This is a genomic window from Vibrio inusitatus, assembly GCA_024346935.1.
Lineage (GTDB): Bacteria > Pseudomonadota > Gammaproteobacteria > Enterobacterales > Vibrionaceae > Vibrio > Vibrio inusitatus.
On the sequence record AP024878.1, the window covers coordinates 1,728,380 to 1,743,549 of the forward strand.

The window sequence follows — 15,170 nt, forward strand, 5'->3', positions numbered from 1 at the left end:
TAAGCTCCCAAGCAGGGAGCTTTTTTTATGCTGTTAGTTAAACCAATATATGCAATCTTTGGCACAAAAAATAACACCCTATAAAAGCCTAATATAGCGTTATTAGACAAATCTATGTCGCCTACAAAGTCGTTCGTTTTGTACGCTTTTGTTCTAGTCTATGCCTTTAGGTATTTTTAACGTTAGGTCTTATAAGAACAAATAGAACTAATTGTCAGTCCAATGTAAAAAAGACTCCCATAGGAGCCTTTATTTAACTGTAGGGTATTATCTTTCCCAGTATGCCTCTTCTAAGCTATCTTCTCGCTCTGGCAACCCTCGAGATAAACGAGGTGAATGCTGCGCTAAAACTTCATAACTGGCACGATTAGAGTATTTACAAACCTGCGAGAAAGAAGAGTAAGTCAAATATTCATACTCGTGTTTACTAGAATTAGGAATATTCTGCCTATGGAATCTATTTGCGGACAAATCATGCAATAAAGCAGATAAAGCGGCATCACCTGCCCCATTTGTATTCTTAATCTTCTCTGGCCCGCCCATATATGGCGCAATGTGTGAATAAACCTTAATAGGGGTAGTACACGTCGCTTTTAAAGCCGGGCGACTGAATTCATAACGGTTAAATTCTGCAATTTCACCAGGTAGCAGTGGCAGTGAGGTTTCACGTTTAGCGCTCTCTTCAGTATAACCTGCCATAAACAACCCTACAGGGCCTGCAGTACATAGAACTAAGTCAGCCCAGTCCAAGACTTTATCAGCAGCGAGCAGAGGGTCACTTAAGCCTGTCAGTGCTTCCGCTTCTTCTTCATTCATTGCCACAACAGAAACGTTTTCAGAAATAAAATCAACCCAGAATTGTGGGTCATCCTGAATAACGAACTTTGTGCCAAGGGTTAACACAACAGGTACATTGTGCTTCTTCGCATACTCAACTGCCTTCATCGTTGCTTTCGGCATTGGGTCACCTTCTTTGCAACGAACGAGATATGAGGTCAATACAAGAGCAGCTGCATCAGGGAAAATAGACTCAGGGATACTCTCTGCACGAAGTTGGTTCATCTGACCTTCGCTAATTGCAAACGTACGTTCTCCGCCATCAGAAATAAGGGTGAAGCAACGCCCAATAGCGCCATCCACACCTTGTAGGTAGTTAAGGTCCATTCGACTAGAGGTATTACACAAATAACGAAAACCATAACTACCGATTTTGATATCAGCACTCATCACACCTAGCAAGATCGATTTATCATCTGCCAATACTGAGTAGTTATGTAGGGTGTTACCTATGGTACCACCTGCATATTCGTTAGTGATCAGTTGTTGCTGTTTAAGCTCGTTATATAAAGACTCTGCTGTTTGGTCGTCAATGACCAAAGAATGCCCCTTACTAAGATTGAACTTACTAATGAAGTCATCAGAAACCGTGGCTTCTATATCTACTAACGTCTGATCGATTCCCACAACATAGGTGCTATGAGCCCCCTCATCAGCTTGCGTTTTCGGAACTAATGGATCAGAGGTGTTAACTGGAAAGTAGTGCTTAGATTTGCGTTGGCCTGGAAATTTCATTCGAGTTCTATGTTAAGGGAATAGAACTGCAAATTGTAGACGCTAGAAATGTGACCTTCAACACACTATGAAAACGCAAACGGTTAACTCAGAATTAAATTACTCGTTCGGTCAATTTTTATACAAAAAAGCCAGCGCACGATTAACGGCACTGGCTCTTTTCATTCAGGCTTCAAACGATTAACTCTCCGCCTTTGGTTTCTTACGCTTGTCAGTAATTTCCCACTTACCGTCAATGAATAAGCCCGTCCACCCAGAAGGCTTGCCATCGATTTCAGTTCGAACATAATTCTCTTTGCTCTTACGGCTAAAGCGAACCACTGTTGGTCTTCCATCTGGATCTTGAACTGGAGCATCCGCCAAGTACTGGAATTTAGGGGAGAGACGATCTTTAAAGCGAGCGAGTTCTTCTACTAACGGAGCTCGAGTCTCTCTAGATTTAGGGAAGTTACTTGCTGCCATAAATAGACCAGAAGCACCATCACGAAGAACAAAATACGCATCCGACTGAGTACAAGGTAGCTCAGGGAGATGTACTGGATCTTCTTTTGGTGGAGCGACTTCGCCATTACGCAGAATCTTACGGGTGTTTTTACAGGTTTCGCTTGTGCAATCCATGTATTTACCAAAACGGCCGTTTTTCAACACCATATCAGAACCACATTTATCACACTCAACAACGGGACCATCATAGCCCTTGACCTTAAATTCGCCGTTTTCGATCTCGTAACCTTCACAGTTTGGATTGTTACCACACACATGAAGCTTACGCTTATCATCAATTAGATAAGCATCCATCGCAGTTTCACAGATCGGGCAACGACGTTTAGCACGCAGTGCTGCCGTTTCTGGATCTTCTTCAAGAACGTTGATGACCCCATCTTCGTCACCAAGGTTAATCGTCGTTTTGCAACGCTCTTTCGGTGGTAAGGCATAGCCTGAACAACCTAAGAAAACACCCGTTGATGCCGTTCTTATCCCCATAGGACGAGAACAAGTCGGACACTCAATGTCAGTCATTACGATATGGTTTTGCTCCATACCACCTTCGTCTGCATCAAGCTCTGCGGTTTCCAGCTCTGAAGAGAAGTCTTTGAAGAAACTATCTAAAACCTGAGTCCAAGTTGCATCACCCTCCGCAATTTGATCGAGCTTTTGCTCCATGCGAGCAGTGAAATCGTAGTTCATCAAGTCTAAGAAGCTCTTATCCAAACGATCAGAAACAATCTCACCCATTTTCTCTGCAAAGAAGCGGCGCTGTTCTACCTTCACATAACCACGGTCTTGGATCGTTGAGATGATTGATGCGTACGTTGATGGGCGACCAATGCCTCGTTTTTCAAGCTCTTTAACCAAAGCGGCTTCAGTAAAGCGTGCCGGTGGCTTGGTAAAGTGTTGTTTTGGTTCTAGCTCTTTCAGCGCAAGTTTATCGCCTAATTTAACCTCTGGAAGGATCTGGTCTTCGTTTTTGCCCATAGGGCGCTGAACGCGAGTCCAACCATCAAACTTAAGGATTCGACCTTTCGCCTTTAACGTAAATTCTGCTGCTTTCACGCTAATGGTTGTAGAGTCATATTGCGCAGGTGTCATCTGACACGCTACAAACTGATTCCAAATAAGTGCATACAGCTTGTGAGCATCAGCATCAACACCTGCTAGGTCGTCGACCCTCACTTCTACGCTAGAAGGACGTATGGCCTCATGCGCCTCTTGCGCGCCCTCTTTACTGCCATAGGTAATAGGCTTTGCTGGTAGATACTTATCACCATATTCGCTACCGATGTAGCTACGCAGGTTTTCAACCGCTTCGCTACTCAAGTTAGTCGAGTCGGTACGCATATAGGTAATGTAACCCGCTTCATACAAGCGTTGAGCCAGCATCATGGTTTTCTTAACGCCGTAACCCAAACGAGTACTTGCAGCTTGCTGTAGCGTTGATGTGATGTAAGGCGCGGAAGGTTTGCTCTTCGTTGGGCGATCTTCTCGCTTACAGACCTCGTATTCTGCTTTGTCTAAAACGTTAAGAGCGGTTTTAGTGTCTGCTTCATTTCTTGGCTTGAACGCCTGTCCGTCACGTTGAGCAACCATTAAACGGAAGTCATCGCTATTCTTAGTTAGCGTATTAGCATGAATATCCCAAAACTCTTCAGGTATGAATGCCTTAATCTCACGTTCACGCTCAACCACAAGCTTAGTCGCAACGGATTGCACACGACCCGCAGATAGACCACGAGCCACTTTTTTCCAAAGTAGTGGTGAAACCATAAAGCCCACCACGCGATCCATAAATCGACGCGCTTGCTGAGCATTAACACCATCCATGTTCAACTCACCTGGAGTCTCGAACGCCTGCTGGATAGCATTTTTAGTAATCTCGTTAAACACTACACGCTTGTATCGCTGTTCATCGCCACCGATGATCTCACGAAGGTGCCATGCGATAGCTTCTCCTTCGCGGTCCAAATCGGTTGCGAGATAAACGTAGTCAGCGTCTTTAGCGAGTTTTTGTAGTTCAGAAACCACTTTCTCTTTACCTGGAAGGATTTGATAATTAGCTTCCCAACCATGGTATGGGTCAATGCCCATCTTTTTAATCAGTGATTTCTTATCTTTTTCTTTCTTAATGCGCGCTTTTTCTTCCGCGCTCAATCCTTTGGTGGATACAGGCGTAGCCTTTTTACCGCTGGATTGACCCGCAGTAGGTAGATCACGTACGTGACCAACACTAGATTTAACAATGAAGTCTTTGCCAAGGTATTTATTGATCGTTTTTGCCTTAGCTGGTGACTCCACTATAACGAGAGACTTACCCATAACTGAACATTCTGTCCTATGTTTTTGGCCCGCAAACGTGCGAACTCTAATTTTGATTCTTTTTTTACTATTGAGCGATATTTTTTCAAAATCAACCCATTTCTGCTCTTTTAGTGCTAATTGTGCGCTTAATGACCAGTCTAGTCAGAATAGACCATAGACGGATTTACACGAATCTGCTTTTGTTTTGTTTGTTATTAACGGTACACTTAGCGCTAAAATTTAATTGAACTATAGGTAACAAGATGAGTGATAAGAAGCCTATCTCAGAGCTTGAGTTGCTGATGATTGCAAACAACATTATCCAAGAACACGATGACTATATAGAGGGGATGCGCGCAACCTCAGTTGTTGAAAAGGATGAAGTATTGATTTTCAAGGGCGAATACTTCCTTGATGACAATGGTATACCCACGCCTAACACTACCGCTGTTTTCAACATGTTCAAATACTTAGCGCACCACCTTTCAAAAGAATTTACGGTTCGTTAATTTTAAAAATAGCTCCTATCTAGGAGCTTTTTTTACGTCCCTTTACCGCCCCTTTCCCTTAGATGCCATATAAAACACGAAACATAAGGTTACGCGTGTATCCAAGCGCTTCACTCTCACATATAATGCCCAACTTCACATTTTTCAATCGATAGAGACAAGGAATTACGGTGAGTTTACGCAGATATATACCAACAAATGGCGCTATTATTATAGGTAGCATGGCTATTATATTGATGGCTTCAATCTATTACCATCTAGGTATGGCTAATGACCAAAACTCTCTACAATTTGAGAAAACATCGGTGCCCGATTTCGCTGCCATAAGCGACGTAAATCAGAAAAAGAGTGAATTTTTTGCCTTCATAAAGCCGTACGTTCAAAAGAAAAATGCCTTTGTACAGCAGCAACGTCAGACTTTAGTAACGCTGCAAAGCGCGCTTGTCAATGGTCAAGTATTGTCTGAAGCAGAGCAAAACACACTAACTCAAATTGCCAGTCAGTATCGTGTTGAAGTAAAAGATTTCAGTCTAAATGAAGTCGATGCACTGCTTGTGCATGTCGATGTAATTCCAGAGCAGTTGGTGTTGATCCAAGCGGCTAATGAAAGTGGTTGGGGAACATCTCGTTTTGCTAAAGAAGCCAATAACTTCTTTGGGCAGTGGTGTTTTACAAAAGGCTGTGGCGTTGTGCCAAACCAACGTAAAGAAGGAATGACTCACGAAGTGGCTAAATTTGATTCTGTAGGAGACTCAGTGTCTGCCTACGTTGACAACCTAAACACCAACCAGGCCTACAGCAGCTTTAGAGAGCTTCGTGCGAATATTCGCGCACAACATAAAACGCCAACTGCAGAACAACTCATTCATGGTCTAGGGAGCTACTCTGAACGCTCTGATGACTACATTAATGATATCTTGGCTATGTTGCGTCATAACAAGGAACTCCTTGAACACTCCTCTCAAGTCAACTAAGACTCACTACAACTAAAACGGGCTCCCTATAGGGAGCCCGTTTTTTATTTCACTGCTAATACGTCAACCTAGCTTACAACTAGACCTTGAAGCTTATCAAAGTAGTCAGGGAAAGTTTTTGACGTGCACTTAGGGTCATTTATCGTTACTGGAGTATCGCTCAATGCAACAATCGAAAAACACATCGCCATACGGTGATCGTCATAGGTATCGATCGCAGCATGAATTAGCTGCTGCGGCGGAGTGATAATAATATAGTCTTCACCCTCTTCAACCGTTGCTCCCACTTTACGCAATTCAGTTGCCATGGCCGTTAGACGGTCTGTCTCTTTCACACGCCAGTTATATACGTTGCGAATGGCGGTTGTGCCCTCTGCAAATAGTGCAGCAGTCGCAATCGTCATGGCCGCATCTGGAATATGGTTGAAGTCCATATCGACAGCTTTCAAGTTTCCTTTGCGAGCAATGATGTAATCACTGCCCCACTCGATTTCCGCGCCCATAGCCTGCAGTGCGTCAGCAAATTGGATATCACCTTGGATACTGTCTTTACCAATACCCGTGACCTTGATTTCACCCCCACCCACTGCTGCTGCAGCTAAGAAGTATGATGCGGACGATGCGTCACCTTCTACCAAGAAATCTCCTGGGGCTACATAACTTTGGCCAGAACGTACGATGAATCGTTGATAGTCGTAGTTTTCTACACTAACACCGAACTGCTCCATGATATGCAATGTAATATCAATGTATGGCTTAGACACCAAGTCACCTTCGATATTGATAGTGATATCGCCATCGGCTAAAGGTGCCGTCATCAAAAATGCCGTTAAGAACTGACTAGAAATTGACCCATCAATAGACACTTCACCAGAAGTTAGCCCTGTGCCTTGGATTTTAAGTGGTGGAAAGCCGTCGTTTTCAAGATACGTAACCTCGGCACCTGCCTCACGCAGAGCATCAACTAAGTGACCGATTGGACGTTCTTTCATGCGTGGTTCACCCGTTAGTACGAATTCTCCTTGGCTAGCACAAAGTGCCGCAGCCAACGGGCGCATCGCTGTACCTGCATTGCCTAAAAACAGTTCAAGGGCTTTAGGCGCATTGAATACACCACCGAGGCCTTCAACTTCACACACTGTTTTATCTTGAGAAAGGCGATATTTTACGCCTAGTTGCTCAAGTGCCTTCAGCATATGACGAATATCGTCACTGTCGAGGAGATTAGTTAAACGAGTAGTGCCATTTGCAAGAGCTGCAAGCAATAATGCGCGGTTTGATACGCTCTTAGAACCCGGCAAGTTAACTTGGCCGCTGACCTTAGAGATAGGTTGTAGAGTTAAGCTTTCCATTGACGTCTTTTCCTTGAAAGCAATTTGATGCTAAGTCGTGATAATGAAGATGATTTCAGACTATCTAAATTGCGCCAAGAAAAACAGGCTCAATTGACACTAAATATGAGAATTTTGTTTTATTGATGCAAATCTACTCGCACACCATTGTCAAAATACAAGATACGAACCGTGTCCCCAGCAGAGAAAAGCATGTTTCTATCGATATCCTGAATGACATCAATCAATCGATTGTCATCGGTCTTGATCAGTATCTCCACCAGCTTATGTTCGACACGGTACTGCTGATTGCCATAGTGCTGAACAACACCTGCACCCGCAACTGCCCCAAGTGCAGTCGCCACTTCTTTACCTGTGCCATCGCCAAATTGATTACCAATCACGCCACCCACAACAGCACCTAATAAGGTTTGCCATCCCTTAGCTTCGGACTCCACAATTTGTTGCTGAGAAATATAACGAACAGTCTCGACTTGACCATAAACCACCTCATTAACTGGACGAGCAGTATTTCTTTGATAAGCCGCTTGTGCTAAAAATGGAATCAGTAGCAAAAATGTAATCAGAACTCTCATTTAATAATGACCTTATATCTTCCAGAACTCAGTCTCAGTAATACCCAATTTCCTAACCCTAGTTTAGCACTGGCTGAACCTAATGGGCTGTTGGCATTTGGAGGGGATCTCTCCGTAGACAGGCTGCGAAGCGCCTACAGACAAGGTATATTCCCTTGGTATAGCTATGGTGAACCCATTTTATGGTGGAGTCCATCACCAAGAGCGGTATTTATCCCTGAGACTTTCAAACCAGCAAAAAGTTTAGTGAAATTTCAACGAAAACATAATTATAAGGTCACTCTCAACCACGCGACTGAAACGCTTATTCAGTTGTGTGCGGACACTCGCCCAAATGAAGAAACATGGATAACAAAGCAAATGCTTTCGGCATATAAATCTTTAGCTCAAGCCGGCTCGTGCCACTCTGTAGAAGTGTGGGATGGCGAAGATCTGGTGGGTGGCCTGTACGGCGTCGCTGTTGGTCAGATATTTTGCGGAGAATCTATGGTCAGTGTTAAGCCAAACGCTTCGAAAATAGCATTGTGGTATTTTTGCCAACACTTTATCAGCCATGGAGGGAAACTGATTGATTGCCAGATTATGAACCCTCATTTGGCCTCTTTAGGCGCAATAGAGATACCAAGAACCACCTTTCAAGACTATCTTTTAGAGAGTCGAGATGCGTCGATGGTTTCTAGCTGTTACGACAGTCAGCAATTGTTCATCTCCTAACGACTGTCTACTATTCAATCCATATTAAAAAGGAATCTATCTGTAAATGAATCCCGAGTTACAACAAATTCGAGTGGGCTTCACCCAAAGCCATCAATGTAGCTATTTGAAGGACAAGCAAGAGCGTGTCGCGATTGCATTAGATAATCATCTGCAAAGCTTGCAAGGCTATGAACTGTTGTTAGCTAATGGATTTAGGCGCAGTGGAGATACAATTTACCGGCCTCATTGTGAAGGGTGCAGTAAATGTATCGCCATTCGAGTAGATGTTGAGCACAGCAAACCCTCAAAAAGTCAGAAGCGCCTGCTCAACAAAGGTAAACACTATACGTGGGAAGTCACCACGAAAATTAACCCAAATTGGTTTAATATTTACGAGAAATATATCGAAGCACGGCATTTTGAAGGCAGTATGTACCCTCCAAAGCAGGACGACTTTGCCAGATTTATCGGCTCAAGTACGATTCCAACCACCTTTTTACAAATTTATTATCAAGAGCAATTGGTATCGGTGGCCGTTACAGATCAAGTGAACGATGCGAACAGTGCTTTTTATACCTTTTACGACCCGGAGCACCCTATTTCATTGGGTACACTGTCGGTGCTCTACCAAATCCAATACACCCGTTCGCAAGGCAAAAAGTGGCTCTATCTGGGCTATCAAATCGATGAATGTCCAGCCATGAATTATAAAGTCCGATTTGATTCGCATCAAAAGCTAGTAAATCACCGGTGGCAAGGGTAGAATATCGCCCAATGTTAATAGGTAACTAAATGGGTTACCAATATTACCCTTATTCTGATTCGAGGATTAAATGGCTAAAGAAGACGTAATTGAGATGCAAGGCACTGTCCTGGACACTCTGCCAAACACTATGTTCCGTGTAGAACTAGAAAACGGTCACGTTGTGACTGCACATATCTCTGGTAAGATGCGCAAAAACTACATCCGTATCCTAACTGGCGATAAAGTGACTGTAGAGATGACTCCATACGACCTAAGTAAAGGCCGCATCGTCTTCCGTGCTCGTTAATATCTCTATTAACTATGCATAAAAAAACGGAGCTTATGCTCCGTTTTTTGTTGGCTGAAGATTAATTTAGTCTAATTGAAATAATCTTCGCTGGCGTTAAGTTGGGCTCTTTAAGAACCCACTCTTCACTCATTAATGATGAACCGCTTCTTCCTCTGTATTCGCATAGTGGAATTGCAACTCGTCATTCTTAAGATCAACCGTCACAGTACCACCATTCACCAATACACCGAATAACAGCTCATTAGCCAGTGGCTTCTTCAAGTTCTCTTGAATTGCTCTAGACATAGGTCTTGCGCCCATCGACTTGTCATAGCCTTTCACTGCCAACCATTGGCGAGCACTATCTGCAACCTCTAGCGACACGCCGCGTGTATCAAGTTGCGCCTGAAGTTCAACAATGAACTTATCAACCACTTGATGAATAACCACTTCGTCTAGGCTATTGAACCAAATGATGTTGTCTAAGCGGTTACGAAACTCTGGAGTAAACACACGCTTAATAATTGCCATTGCATCAGGAGCGTGATCTTGTTGGATCAAGCCAATTGATTGCTTTTCTGTCTCAACGACACCGGCATTGGTAGTCATAACCAAAATGATATTGCGGAAATCTGCTTTACGGCCGTTATTGTCCGTTAGCGTCCCGTTATCCATTACTTGCAGAAGCAAGTTAAAGATATCTGGATGTGCTTTCTCAATCTCATCAAGAAGTACCACAGAGTGAGGCTGTTTGATGACGGCGTCCGTTAATAGACCCCCTTGATCGTACCCAACGTAACCAGGAGGTGCACCAATCAAGCGGCTGATAGAATGACGCTCACCATATTCAGACATATCAAAGCGAAGCAGTTCAATACCCATTAATTTAGAAAGCTGTGCGGTAACTTCTGTTTTACCCACCCCTGTAGGGCCCGCAAACAAGAAGGAACCTACAGGCTTGTTCTCTGCGCCTAAACCAGCGCGAGACAATTTGATAGACTGGCTCAATACATCGATAGCTTCGTCTTGTCCGAACACTAACATCTTCATTTTCTTGTCTAGATTTAGAAGAATGTCTTTATCCGAAGAAGAAACCGACTTCTCAGGAATACGTGCCATCTTCGCTACCATAGCTTCGATATCACCCACGCCTACCGTCTTCTTACGACGACTGCTAGGGACCAATCGACTTTTGGCTCCTGCTTCATCAATAACGTCGATGGCTTTATCAGGCAAATGACGTTCGTTGATGTATTTCGCAGAAAGCTCTACCGCAGCACGAAGGGCTTTATTGGTATAACGAACCTCATGATGCTCTTCGTATTTCGATTTAAGCCCCATTAAAATCTTAGTGGTATCATCTAAAGAGGGTTCTACGACATCAATCTTTTGGAAACGACGAGAAAGCGCACGCTCTTTTTCAAAGATTGTGCTGTATTCTTGATAGGTTGTTGAACCAATGCAACGCAATTTACCACTGCTTAATAGCGGCTTGATCAAGTTGGCAGCATCGACCTGGCCACCGGATGCAGCGCCTGCGCCAATGATGGTATGAATCTCATCAATGAATAAAATAGCGTCATCTTCTTTCTCAAGCTGTTTGAGTATGTTCTTAAAACGTTTCTCAAAATCACCGCGATATTTGGTTCCCGCAAGTAGAGAGCCAATATCTAACGAGTAGATAACAGAGTTTGCAATCACCTCAGGGACGTCACCTTCAACAATTCTCCACGCCAGGCCTTCAGCAATTGCGGTTTTACCTACACCTGCTTCACCTACAAGTAGCGGATTGTTTTTGCGACGACGACACAATACCTGAATGGTGCGTTCAAGTTCTTGGTCACGACCAATAAGCGGATCGATATTGCCATTACGAGCGACAATATTAAGGTTGGTTGCAAAATTTTCTAACTGATCTTCTTGCGCAACTTCTTCCGTTGTCTCGGTACTGCCAAACAGTTCAGAGGGTTCATCTTTTTGTGTTTTCGTGATGCCGTGGGAGATAAAGTTAACGATATCAAGTCGGCTCACGTCATTCTTTTTCAGAAGGTAGGCTGCGTGAGATTCTTGCTCACTAAAGATGGCGACTAGTACGTTTGCACCAGAAACCTCATTACGGCCCGAAGATTGCACATGGAAAACCGCTCGTTGCAATACTCGCTGGAAGCTCAGAGTGGGTTGAGTTTCTCGCGTGGCATCGTCAACGGCAATCAATGGTGTGGTTTGCTCAATAAAGGTATCAAGCTCTTGACGAATAGTGTCAATGTTTGCCCCGCAAGCCTTGAGAGCTTCTTGAGCAGATTGGTTATCCAGAAGCGCCAACAGTAGATGCTCTACTGTCATAAACTCGTGCCGTTTATCTCGCGCTTGAGAAAAAGCGCCATTCAAACTCGTTTCTAATTCCTTGTTAAGCATACAGGCCTCCCCAAAACTTCAAAACAACCACTTAGTCCTGTTTGACCGCGATGTGGTTATGCTCTTTCCATGGTGCACAACAAAGGGTGCTCTTGCTCTTTAGAGTAGACTGTAACTTGAGCAACCTTTGTTTCTGCAACTTCAGCTGTGTACGTTCCACAACGTGCCTTCCCCTGGTAATGCACCTGAAGCATGGTCTGAGTCGCTTTGTCGGCATCCATACCAAAGAAGCGCTCAAGGATCTCAATAACGAAATCCATAGGGGTGTAGTCATCGTTATTCAAAATAACGTGATACATAGGTGGTGGTTTTACCTCGGTTTTTTCTTTCTCCAGCAAGTCAGAGTCTGGAGTCACCCATTCAAAAAATTTACTCATTTTTACGTCTTTAGTAGAAAAAACAATCACTCTTGTAGCAGAATTTTTTCCAGCTACTTTAGAGACTAATAGAGCAATTGTATCCCTGCAAATAAAAGATTGCTATCAGTATCGGACGAGGGTTTTTTCGCCTACTTTTGCCACGAATCCCGCTATTTATTACAACATGTTGCTCATACCTTGACCTTACACCACATATTCAGTGATCCGCGTTGTTTAATCTCAAAGCAATCGTTATTATTCTGTTAAATAATCGAATGAAATGTATTGATCATGATGATTCTTTGTCTAAATTATTCTATTGTTTGATTAGAAAATTATCATTTCAGATTTTCTAATCAAACAAAGTAGGCTGAGGATGTTGGTTTAACTGAAGTAATTTGATCATTCAGACTATTGCAACACAGCGCACAATAAGTAATAAATGCATAAGGAAGTAAAGCATGGCAACAGGTACAGTTAAGTGGTTTAACAACGCCAAAGGGTTTGGGTTTATATGCCCAGAAGGAGAAGATGGCGATGTATTCGCTCACTATTCAACTATCCAAATGGATGGTTACAGAACATTAAAAGCGGGTCAAACTGTCACCTACGAAGTAGAAGCTGGGCCAAAAGGCTCCCATGCTAGCGCTGTGGTACCCATAGAAACTGATGCTGCAAAATAACGTTACTGGATAGCAAAAAGAGGCCATTGAGCCTCTTTTTTCGTTTTAATCACCAGCTTAATCGCTGTTGTACATTCGCTCGAAGTTCTTTGGATTCCAACCAATCATGATCTGATCGCCAATCTTCAGGACAGGTAAAGACCGAGCTCCGATCGCATCAAGTTCCTTGCGTCCTCTTTGCATCTTAGCGTTGGTTAAGCGGTATTTATACCCCTTAGAGTCAAGATAGCGCTGGGCATCTTTGCAATGTGCGCATTTATCCTTCACGTATAGAACTAATCTCTTCATGCGTAAAACCTAGCAATGATATTTGTGCCGATTATGCGAGATCACAGATAAAATCGCAAATAGTTGGAACAACGTTTTTTTGTGACCTAACATTGCATGTTCTTTATATTCAATCAGTTAGGATGAACAACAGCAAAAGTTAAGACTCATTGAGTCACTATGATTATTGAATAGTATTTAAAAGTAATTTGCATGGATTGCTGTTTATTCGTGACACACAATCAAATAGGCTAGATTTATTCACAGTACTTACTCTTTATTGGTCGCGTTCACCTGCCACCTTACTCCAACTATCGAAGGACTCAGCCATGGCTCATCCAATCATCACTGACCTAGAAAATCGTTACACCGCAAAACGCTACGATCCATCAAAGCGTATACCACAACAAGATTTAGATGTGATCTACGAGGCGCTTCGCCTATCCGCATCGTCTATCAACTCACAACCCTGGAAATTCATCGTAATTGAAAGCGATGAAGCCAAGCAGCGTATGCATGATACGTTTGCAATTAAGCACCAATTTAACCAACCCCATATAAAGTCAGCTTCTCATGTAATCTTATTCGCGCACAATCCTAAGTACACGAAAGAAGATTATGCAAAAGTCGTGGACAAAGGCATCGAAGATGGTCGTACATCAAAAGAGCAGCGCGATGCGGCGTTTGGGGCATTTGCATTTGTTGAGCTAAATACCGACGAAAATGGGGATACTTCGACTTGGACGAAATCACAAACCTATCTAGCCTTAGGTAACGCTCTGCACGTCATTGCTAGACTTGGTATCGATTCAACAACGATGGAAGGGGTGGACAGTGAATTGATTGGTGAAGTCTTTGCTGAAGAACTAGACGGCTACGTATGTAACGTTGCTCTAGCCATCGGCTACCATCACAAAGAAGAAGATTACAATGCCAATCTTCCTAAATCTCGCCTAGACCTCGATAAGGTCGTAAAGATTCTGTAGTACAAGCAAAGCCTTCCTAAAAACCAAAACGGCTGACTCATTAATTCTCATTTAATAAGTCAGCCGTTTTATTTCTGTTTATTGCATTGTTTCTGCAACAGCAAAGCGTCTATGACTAAGATAATTGAGTACCAAGTCCGTTACCATAGGATCGCTTCTCAAACTGTCGTGTTTGATATCTACAGCAATAAAATCTTGCATACCCTCTAATTGCGCAGACTCTACCGAGACTAGACCATCGTTCGAGTTCTCGAACATGTGCCTTAAGACCGGATATGTATCTGTCCCAGCTATGACTCCAAAAGGATAGTTCGGTTGTGGCAATGAATTAGGTAAGCTTTGTGGATCAGTCGTCAATGAGGCGGCTGTACCACCCGCAAGTGGCAGTAACCAAAGACTAGAGAAAAAATCTGCTACATCACTGCCATGGTTTGGGGTGCCCAAAAACACCACCTCGCCTAAGTGCTGGGAATACGTCATTGCTGGTTTTTTAGCAAGATAATCACGAATAACCAACCCTCCTAGAGAGTGCCCAACAAAATGTATTTTACTACCGCGACTTTGAGACAGTTCACGATCAAACTGATAAACACACTCATCTATCTGCAAACCGCTTTTATATAATGTGTAATCTAGCTCTCTACCGACAGTTGGATAATCCACCACACAAACTTGATAACCATGTTGCTCTACCCTTTCTGACATCTCCTCCATTGAAGACGCACTGCGAGCAAGACCATGAACAATGATCACTTGTTGGTTTTCATGGGAATGATAATCGCTGCTCTCTTTGGGTGCTTCAGATTGGCTACAACCCGTGGCTAACACACCAAAAACGACAGTGATCAGGCTTTTTCTCATTGACTAAATGACTCCTATTTCGACTATCACTACAATATCAAACAGGAATCAAACTCTCACCAAATTTTGTTCAAGTTCACATCGATATGCA

15 protein-coding genes are annotated in these 15,170 nt (G+C 43.2%); 7 read left to right on the top strand and 8 right to left on the bottom strand.

From position 1 onward, the window contains the following. Positions 1–267 precede the first annotated feature (267 nt). Together OCU48_RS07975 and topA are read right to left on the bottom strand one after the other, a co-directional pair. On the bottom strand, positions 268–1,572 hold the full coding sequence (locus OCU48_RS07975; protein WP_141344074.1) for an inosine/guanosine kinase: 1,305 nt from the start codon (positions 1,570–1,572) through the stop codon (positions 268–270). A gap of 180 nt (positions 1,573–1,752) precedes the next feature. Then, positions 1,753–4,386: a type I DNA topoisomerase gene (topA, locus tag OCU48_RS07980; RefSeq protein ID WP_141344075.1), complete on the bottom strand. Its 2,634-nt coding sequence runs from the start codon at positions 4,384–4,386 to the stop codon at positions 1,753–1,755. Between the two features lie 245 nt (positions 4,387–4,631). Here topA and OCU48_RS07985 point away from each other — a divergent pair, with 245 nt between their 5' ends. Together OCU48_RS07985 and OCU48_RS07990 are read left to right on the top strand one after the other, a co-directional pair. Then, complete coding sequence (locus OCU48_RS07985; RefSeq protein WP_141344076.1) at positions 4,632–4,877, top strand: YciN family protein; 246 nt, start codon at positions 4,632–4,634, stop codon at positions 4,875–4,877. Between the two features lie 170 nt (positions 4,878–5,047). Continuing rightward, positions 5,048–5,851: a glucosaminidase domain-containing protein gene (locus OCU48_RS07990; RefSeq protein ID WP_141344077.1), complete on the top strand. Its 804-nt coding sequence runs from the start codon at positions 5,048–5,050 to the stop codon at positions 5,849–5,851. A 68-nt stretch (positions 5,852–5,919) separates the two neighbouring features. On the opposite strand, the gene aroA is transcribed toward OCU48_RS07990, so the two are convergent. After that, positions 5,920–7,203 (bottom strand): 3-phosphoshikimate 1-carboxyvinyltransferase, encoded by a 1,284-nt coding sequence (gene aroA, locus OCU48_RS07995; protein ID WP_141344078.1) that lies wholly within the window; start codon positions 7,201–7,203, stop codon positions 5,920–5,922. Positions 7,204–7,322: 119 nt separating this feature from the next. Beyond that, a complete protein-coding gene (locus tag OCU48_RS08000) occupies positions 7,323–7,778 on the bottom strand; it encodes an outer membrane lipoprotein (protein WP_141344079.1) in 456 nt (151 codons plus the stop codon). Between the two features lie 6 nt (positions 7,779–7,784). Here OCU48_RS08000 and aat point away from each other — a divergent pair, with 6 nt between their 5' ends. From aat to infA, 3 genes are all read left to right on the top strand, one after another. Next, on the top strand, positions 7,785–8,492 hold the full coding sequence (aat, locus tag OCU48_RS08005) for a leucyl/phenylalanyl-tRNA--protein transferase (protein ID WP_141344080.1): 708 nt from the start codon (positions 7,785–7,787) through the stop codon (positions 8,490–8,492). A 46-nt stretch (positions 8,493–8,538) separates the two neighbouring features. Beyond that, positions 8,539–9,237: an arginyltransferase gene (locus OCU48_RS08010; RefSeq protein ID WP_141344081.1), complete on the top strand. Its 699-nt coding sequence runs from the start codon at positions 8,539–8,541 to the stop codon at positions 9,235–9,237. Positions 9,238–9,307: 70 nt separating this feature from the next. Further along, positions 9,308–9,526, top strand: a complete 219-nt coding sequence (infA, locus tag OCU48_RS08015) for a translation initiation factor IF-1 (RefSeq protein WP_001040192.1) — start codon at positions 9,308–9,310, stop codon at positions 9,524–9,526. 132 nt (positions 9,527–9,658) lie between these two features. Here infA and clpA read toward each other — a convergent pair whose 3' ends face one another. Together clpA and clpS are read right to left on the bottom strand one after the other, a co-directional pair. Further along, the gene (clpA, locus tag OCU48_RS08020) at positions 9,659–11,923 is read right to left on the bottom strand and encodes an ATP-dependent Clp protease ATP-binding subunit ClpA (protein ID WP_141344082.1); all 2,265 of its coding nucleotides are present in this window, start codon (positions 11,921–11,923) and stop codon (positions 9,659–9,661) included. Between the two features lie 56 nt (positions 11,924–11,979). Then, positions 11,980–12,300, bottom strand: a complete 321-nt coding sequence (gene clpS / locus OCU48_RS08025) for an ATP-dependent Clp protease adapter ClpS (protein WP_141344083.1) — start codon at positions 12,298–12,300, stop codon at positions 11,980–11,982. A gap of 443 nt (positions 12,301–12,743) precedes the next feature. Here clpS and cspD point away from each other — a divergent pair, with 443 nt between their 5' ends. Beyond that, positions 12,744–12,965 carry a cold shock domain-containing protein CspD gene (gene cspD, locus OCU48_RS08030; RefSeq protein ID WP_141344084.1) on the top strand — a complete coding sequence of 74 codons (222 nt, stop codon included), beginning with the start codon at positions 12,744–12,746 and terminating at the stop codon, positions 12,963–12,965. Positions 12,966–13,022: 57 nt separating this feature from the next. Here the strand turns inward: cspD and OCU48_RS08035 are convergent, their stop codons facing one another. Further along, positions 13,023–13,253 (bottom strand): glutaredoxin family protein, encoded by a 231-nt coding sequence (locus OCU48_RS08035; protein WP_141344085.1) that lies wholly within the window; start codon positions 13,251–13,253, stop codon positions 13,023–13,025. Positions 13,254–13,561: 308 nt separating this feature from the next. Here OCU48_RS08035 and OCU48_RS08040 point away from each other — a divergent pair, with 308 nt between their 5' ends. Next, a complete protein-coding gene (locus tag OCU48_RS08040) occupies positions 13,562–14,218 on the top strand; it encodes an NAD(P)H-dependent oxidoreductase (RefSeq protein ID WP_141344086.1) in 657 nt (218 codons plus the stop codon). A gap of 78 nt (positions 14,219–14,296) precedes the next feature. Here OCU48_RS08040 and OCU48_RS08045 read toward each other — a convergent pair whose 3' ends face one another. Further along, positions 14,297–15,079 (bottom strand): esterase/lipase family protein, encoded by a 783-nt coding sequence (locus tag OCU48_RS08045; RefSeq protein WP_141344087.1) that lies wholly within the window; start codon positions 15,077–15,079, stop codon positions 14,297–14,299. Between the last annotated feature and the right edge of the window lie 91 nt (positions 15,080–15,170).

What these genes read in the sequence shown, in the direction of transcription:
- OCU48_RS07975 (WP_141344074.1), bottom strand. Translation starts at nt 1,572, where the DNA reads ATGAAATTTCCAGGCCAACGCAAATCTAAGCACTACTTTCCAGTTAAC.
- topA (WP_141344075.1), bottom strand. Translation starts at nt 4,386, where the DNA reads ATGGGTAAGTCTCTCGTTATAGTGGAGTCACCAGCTAAGGCAAAAACG.
- OCU48_RS07985 (WP_141344076.1), top strand. Translation starts at nt 4,632, where the DNA reads ATGAGTGATAAGAAGCCTATCTCAGAGCTTGAGTTGCTGATGATTGCA.
- aroA (WP_141344078.1), bottom strand. Translation starts at nt 7,203, where the DNA reads ATGGAAAGCTTAACTCTACAACCTATCTCTAAGGTCAGCGGCCAAGTT.
- OCU48_RS08000 (WP_141344079.1), bottom strand. Translation starts at nt 7,778, where the DNA reads ATGAGAGTTCTGATTACATTTTTGCTACTGATTCCATTTTTAGCACAA.
- aat (WP_141344080.1), top strand. Translation starts at nt 7,785, where the DNA reads ATGACCTTATATCTTCCAGAACTCAGTCTCAGTAATACCCAATTTCCT.
- OCU48_RS08010 (WP_141344081.1), top strand. Translation starts at nt 8,539, where the DNA reads ATGAATCCCGAGTTACAACAAATTCGAGTGGGCTTCACCCAAAGCCAT.
- infA (WP_001040192.1), top strand. Translation starts at nt 9,308, where the DNA reads ATGGCTAAAGAAGACGTAATTGAGATGCAAGGCACTGTCCTGGACACT.
- clpA (WP_141344082.1), bottom strand. Translation starts at nt 11,923, where the DNA reads ATGCTTAACAAGGAATTAGAAACGAGTTTGAATGGCGCTTTTTCTCAA.
- clpS (WP_141344083.1), bottom strand. Translation starts at nt 12,300, where the DNA reads ATGAGTAAATTTTTTGAATGGGTGACTCCAGACTCTGACTTGCTGGAG.
- cspD (WP_141344084.1), top strand. Translation starts at nt 12,744, where the DNA reads ATGGCAACAGGTACAGTTAAGTGGTTTAACAACGCCAAAGGGTTTGGG.
- OCU48_RS08035 (WP_141344085.1), bottom strand. Translation starts at nt 13,253, where the DNA reads ATGAAGAGATTAGTTCTATACGTGAAGGATAAATGCGCACATTGCAAA.
- OCU48_RS08040 (WP_141344086.1), top strand. Translation starts at nt 13,562, where the DNA reads ATGGCTCATCCAATCATCACTGACCTAGAAAATCGTTACACCGCAAAA.
- OCU48_RS08045 (WP_141344087.1), bottom strand. Translation starts at nt 15,079, where the DNA reads ATGAGAAAAAGCCTGATCACTGTCGTTTTTGGTGTGTTAGCCACGGGT.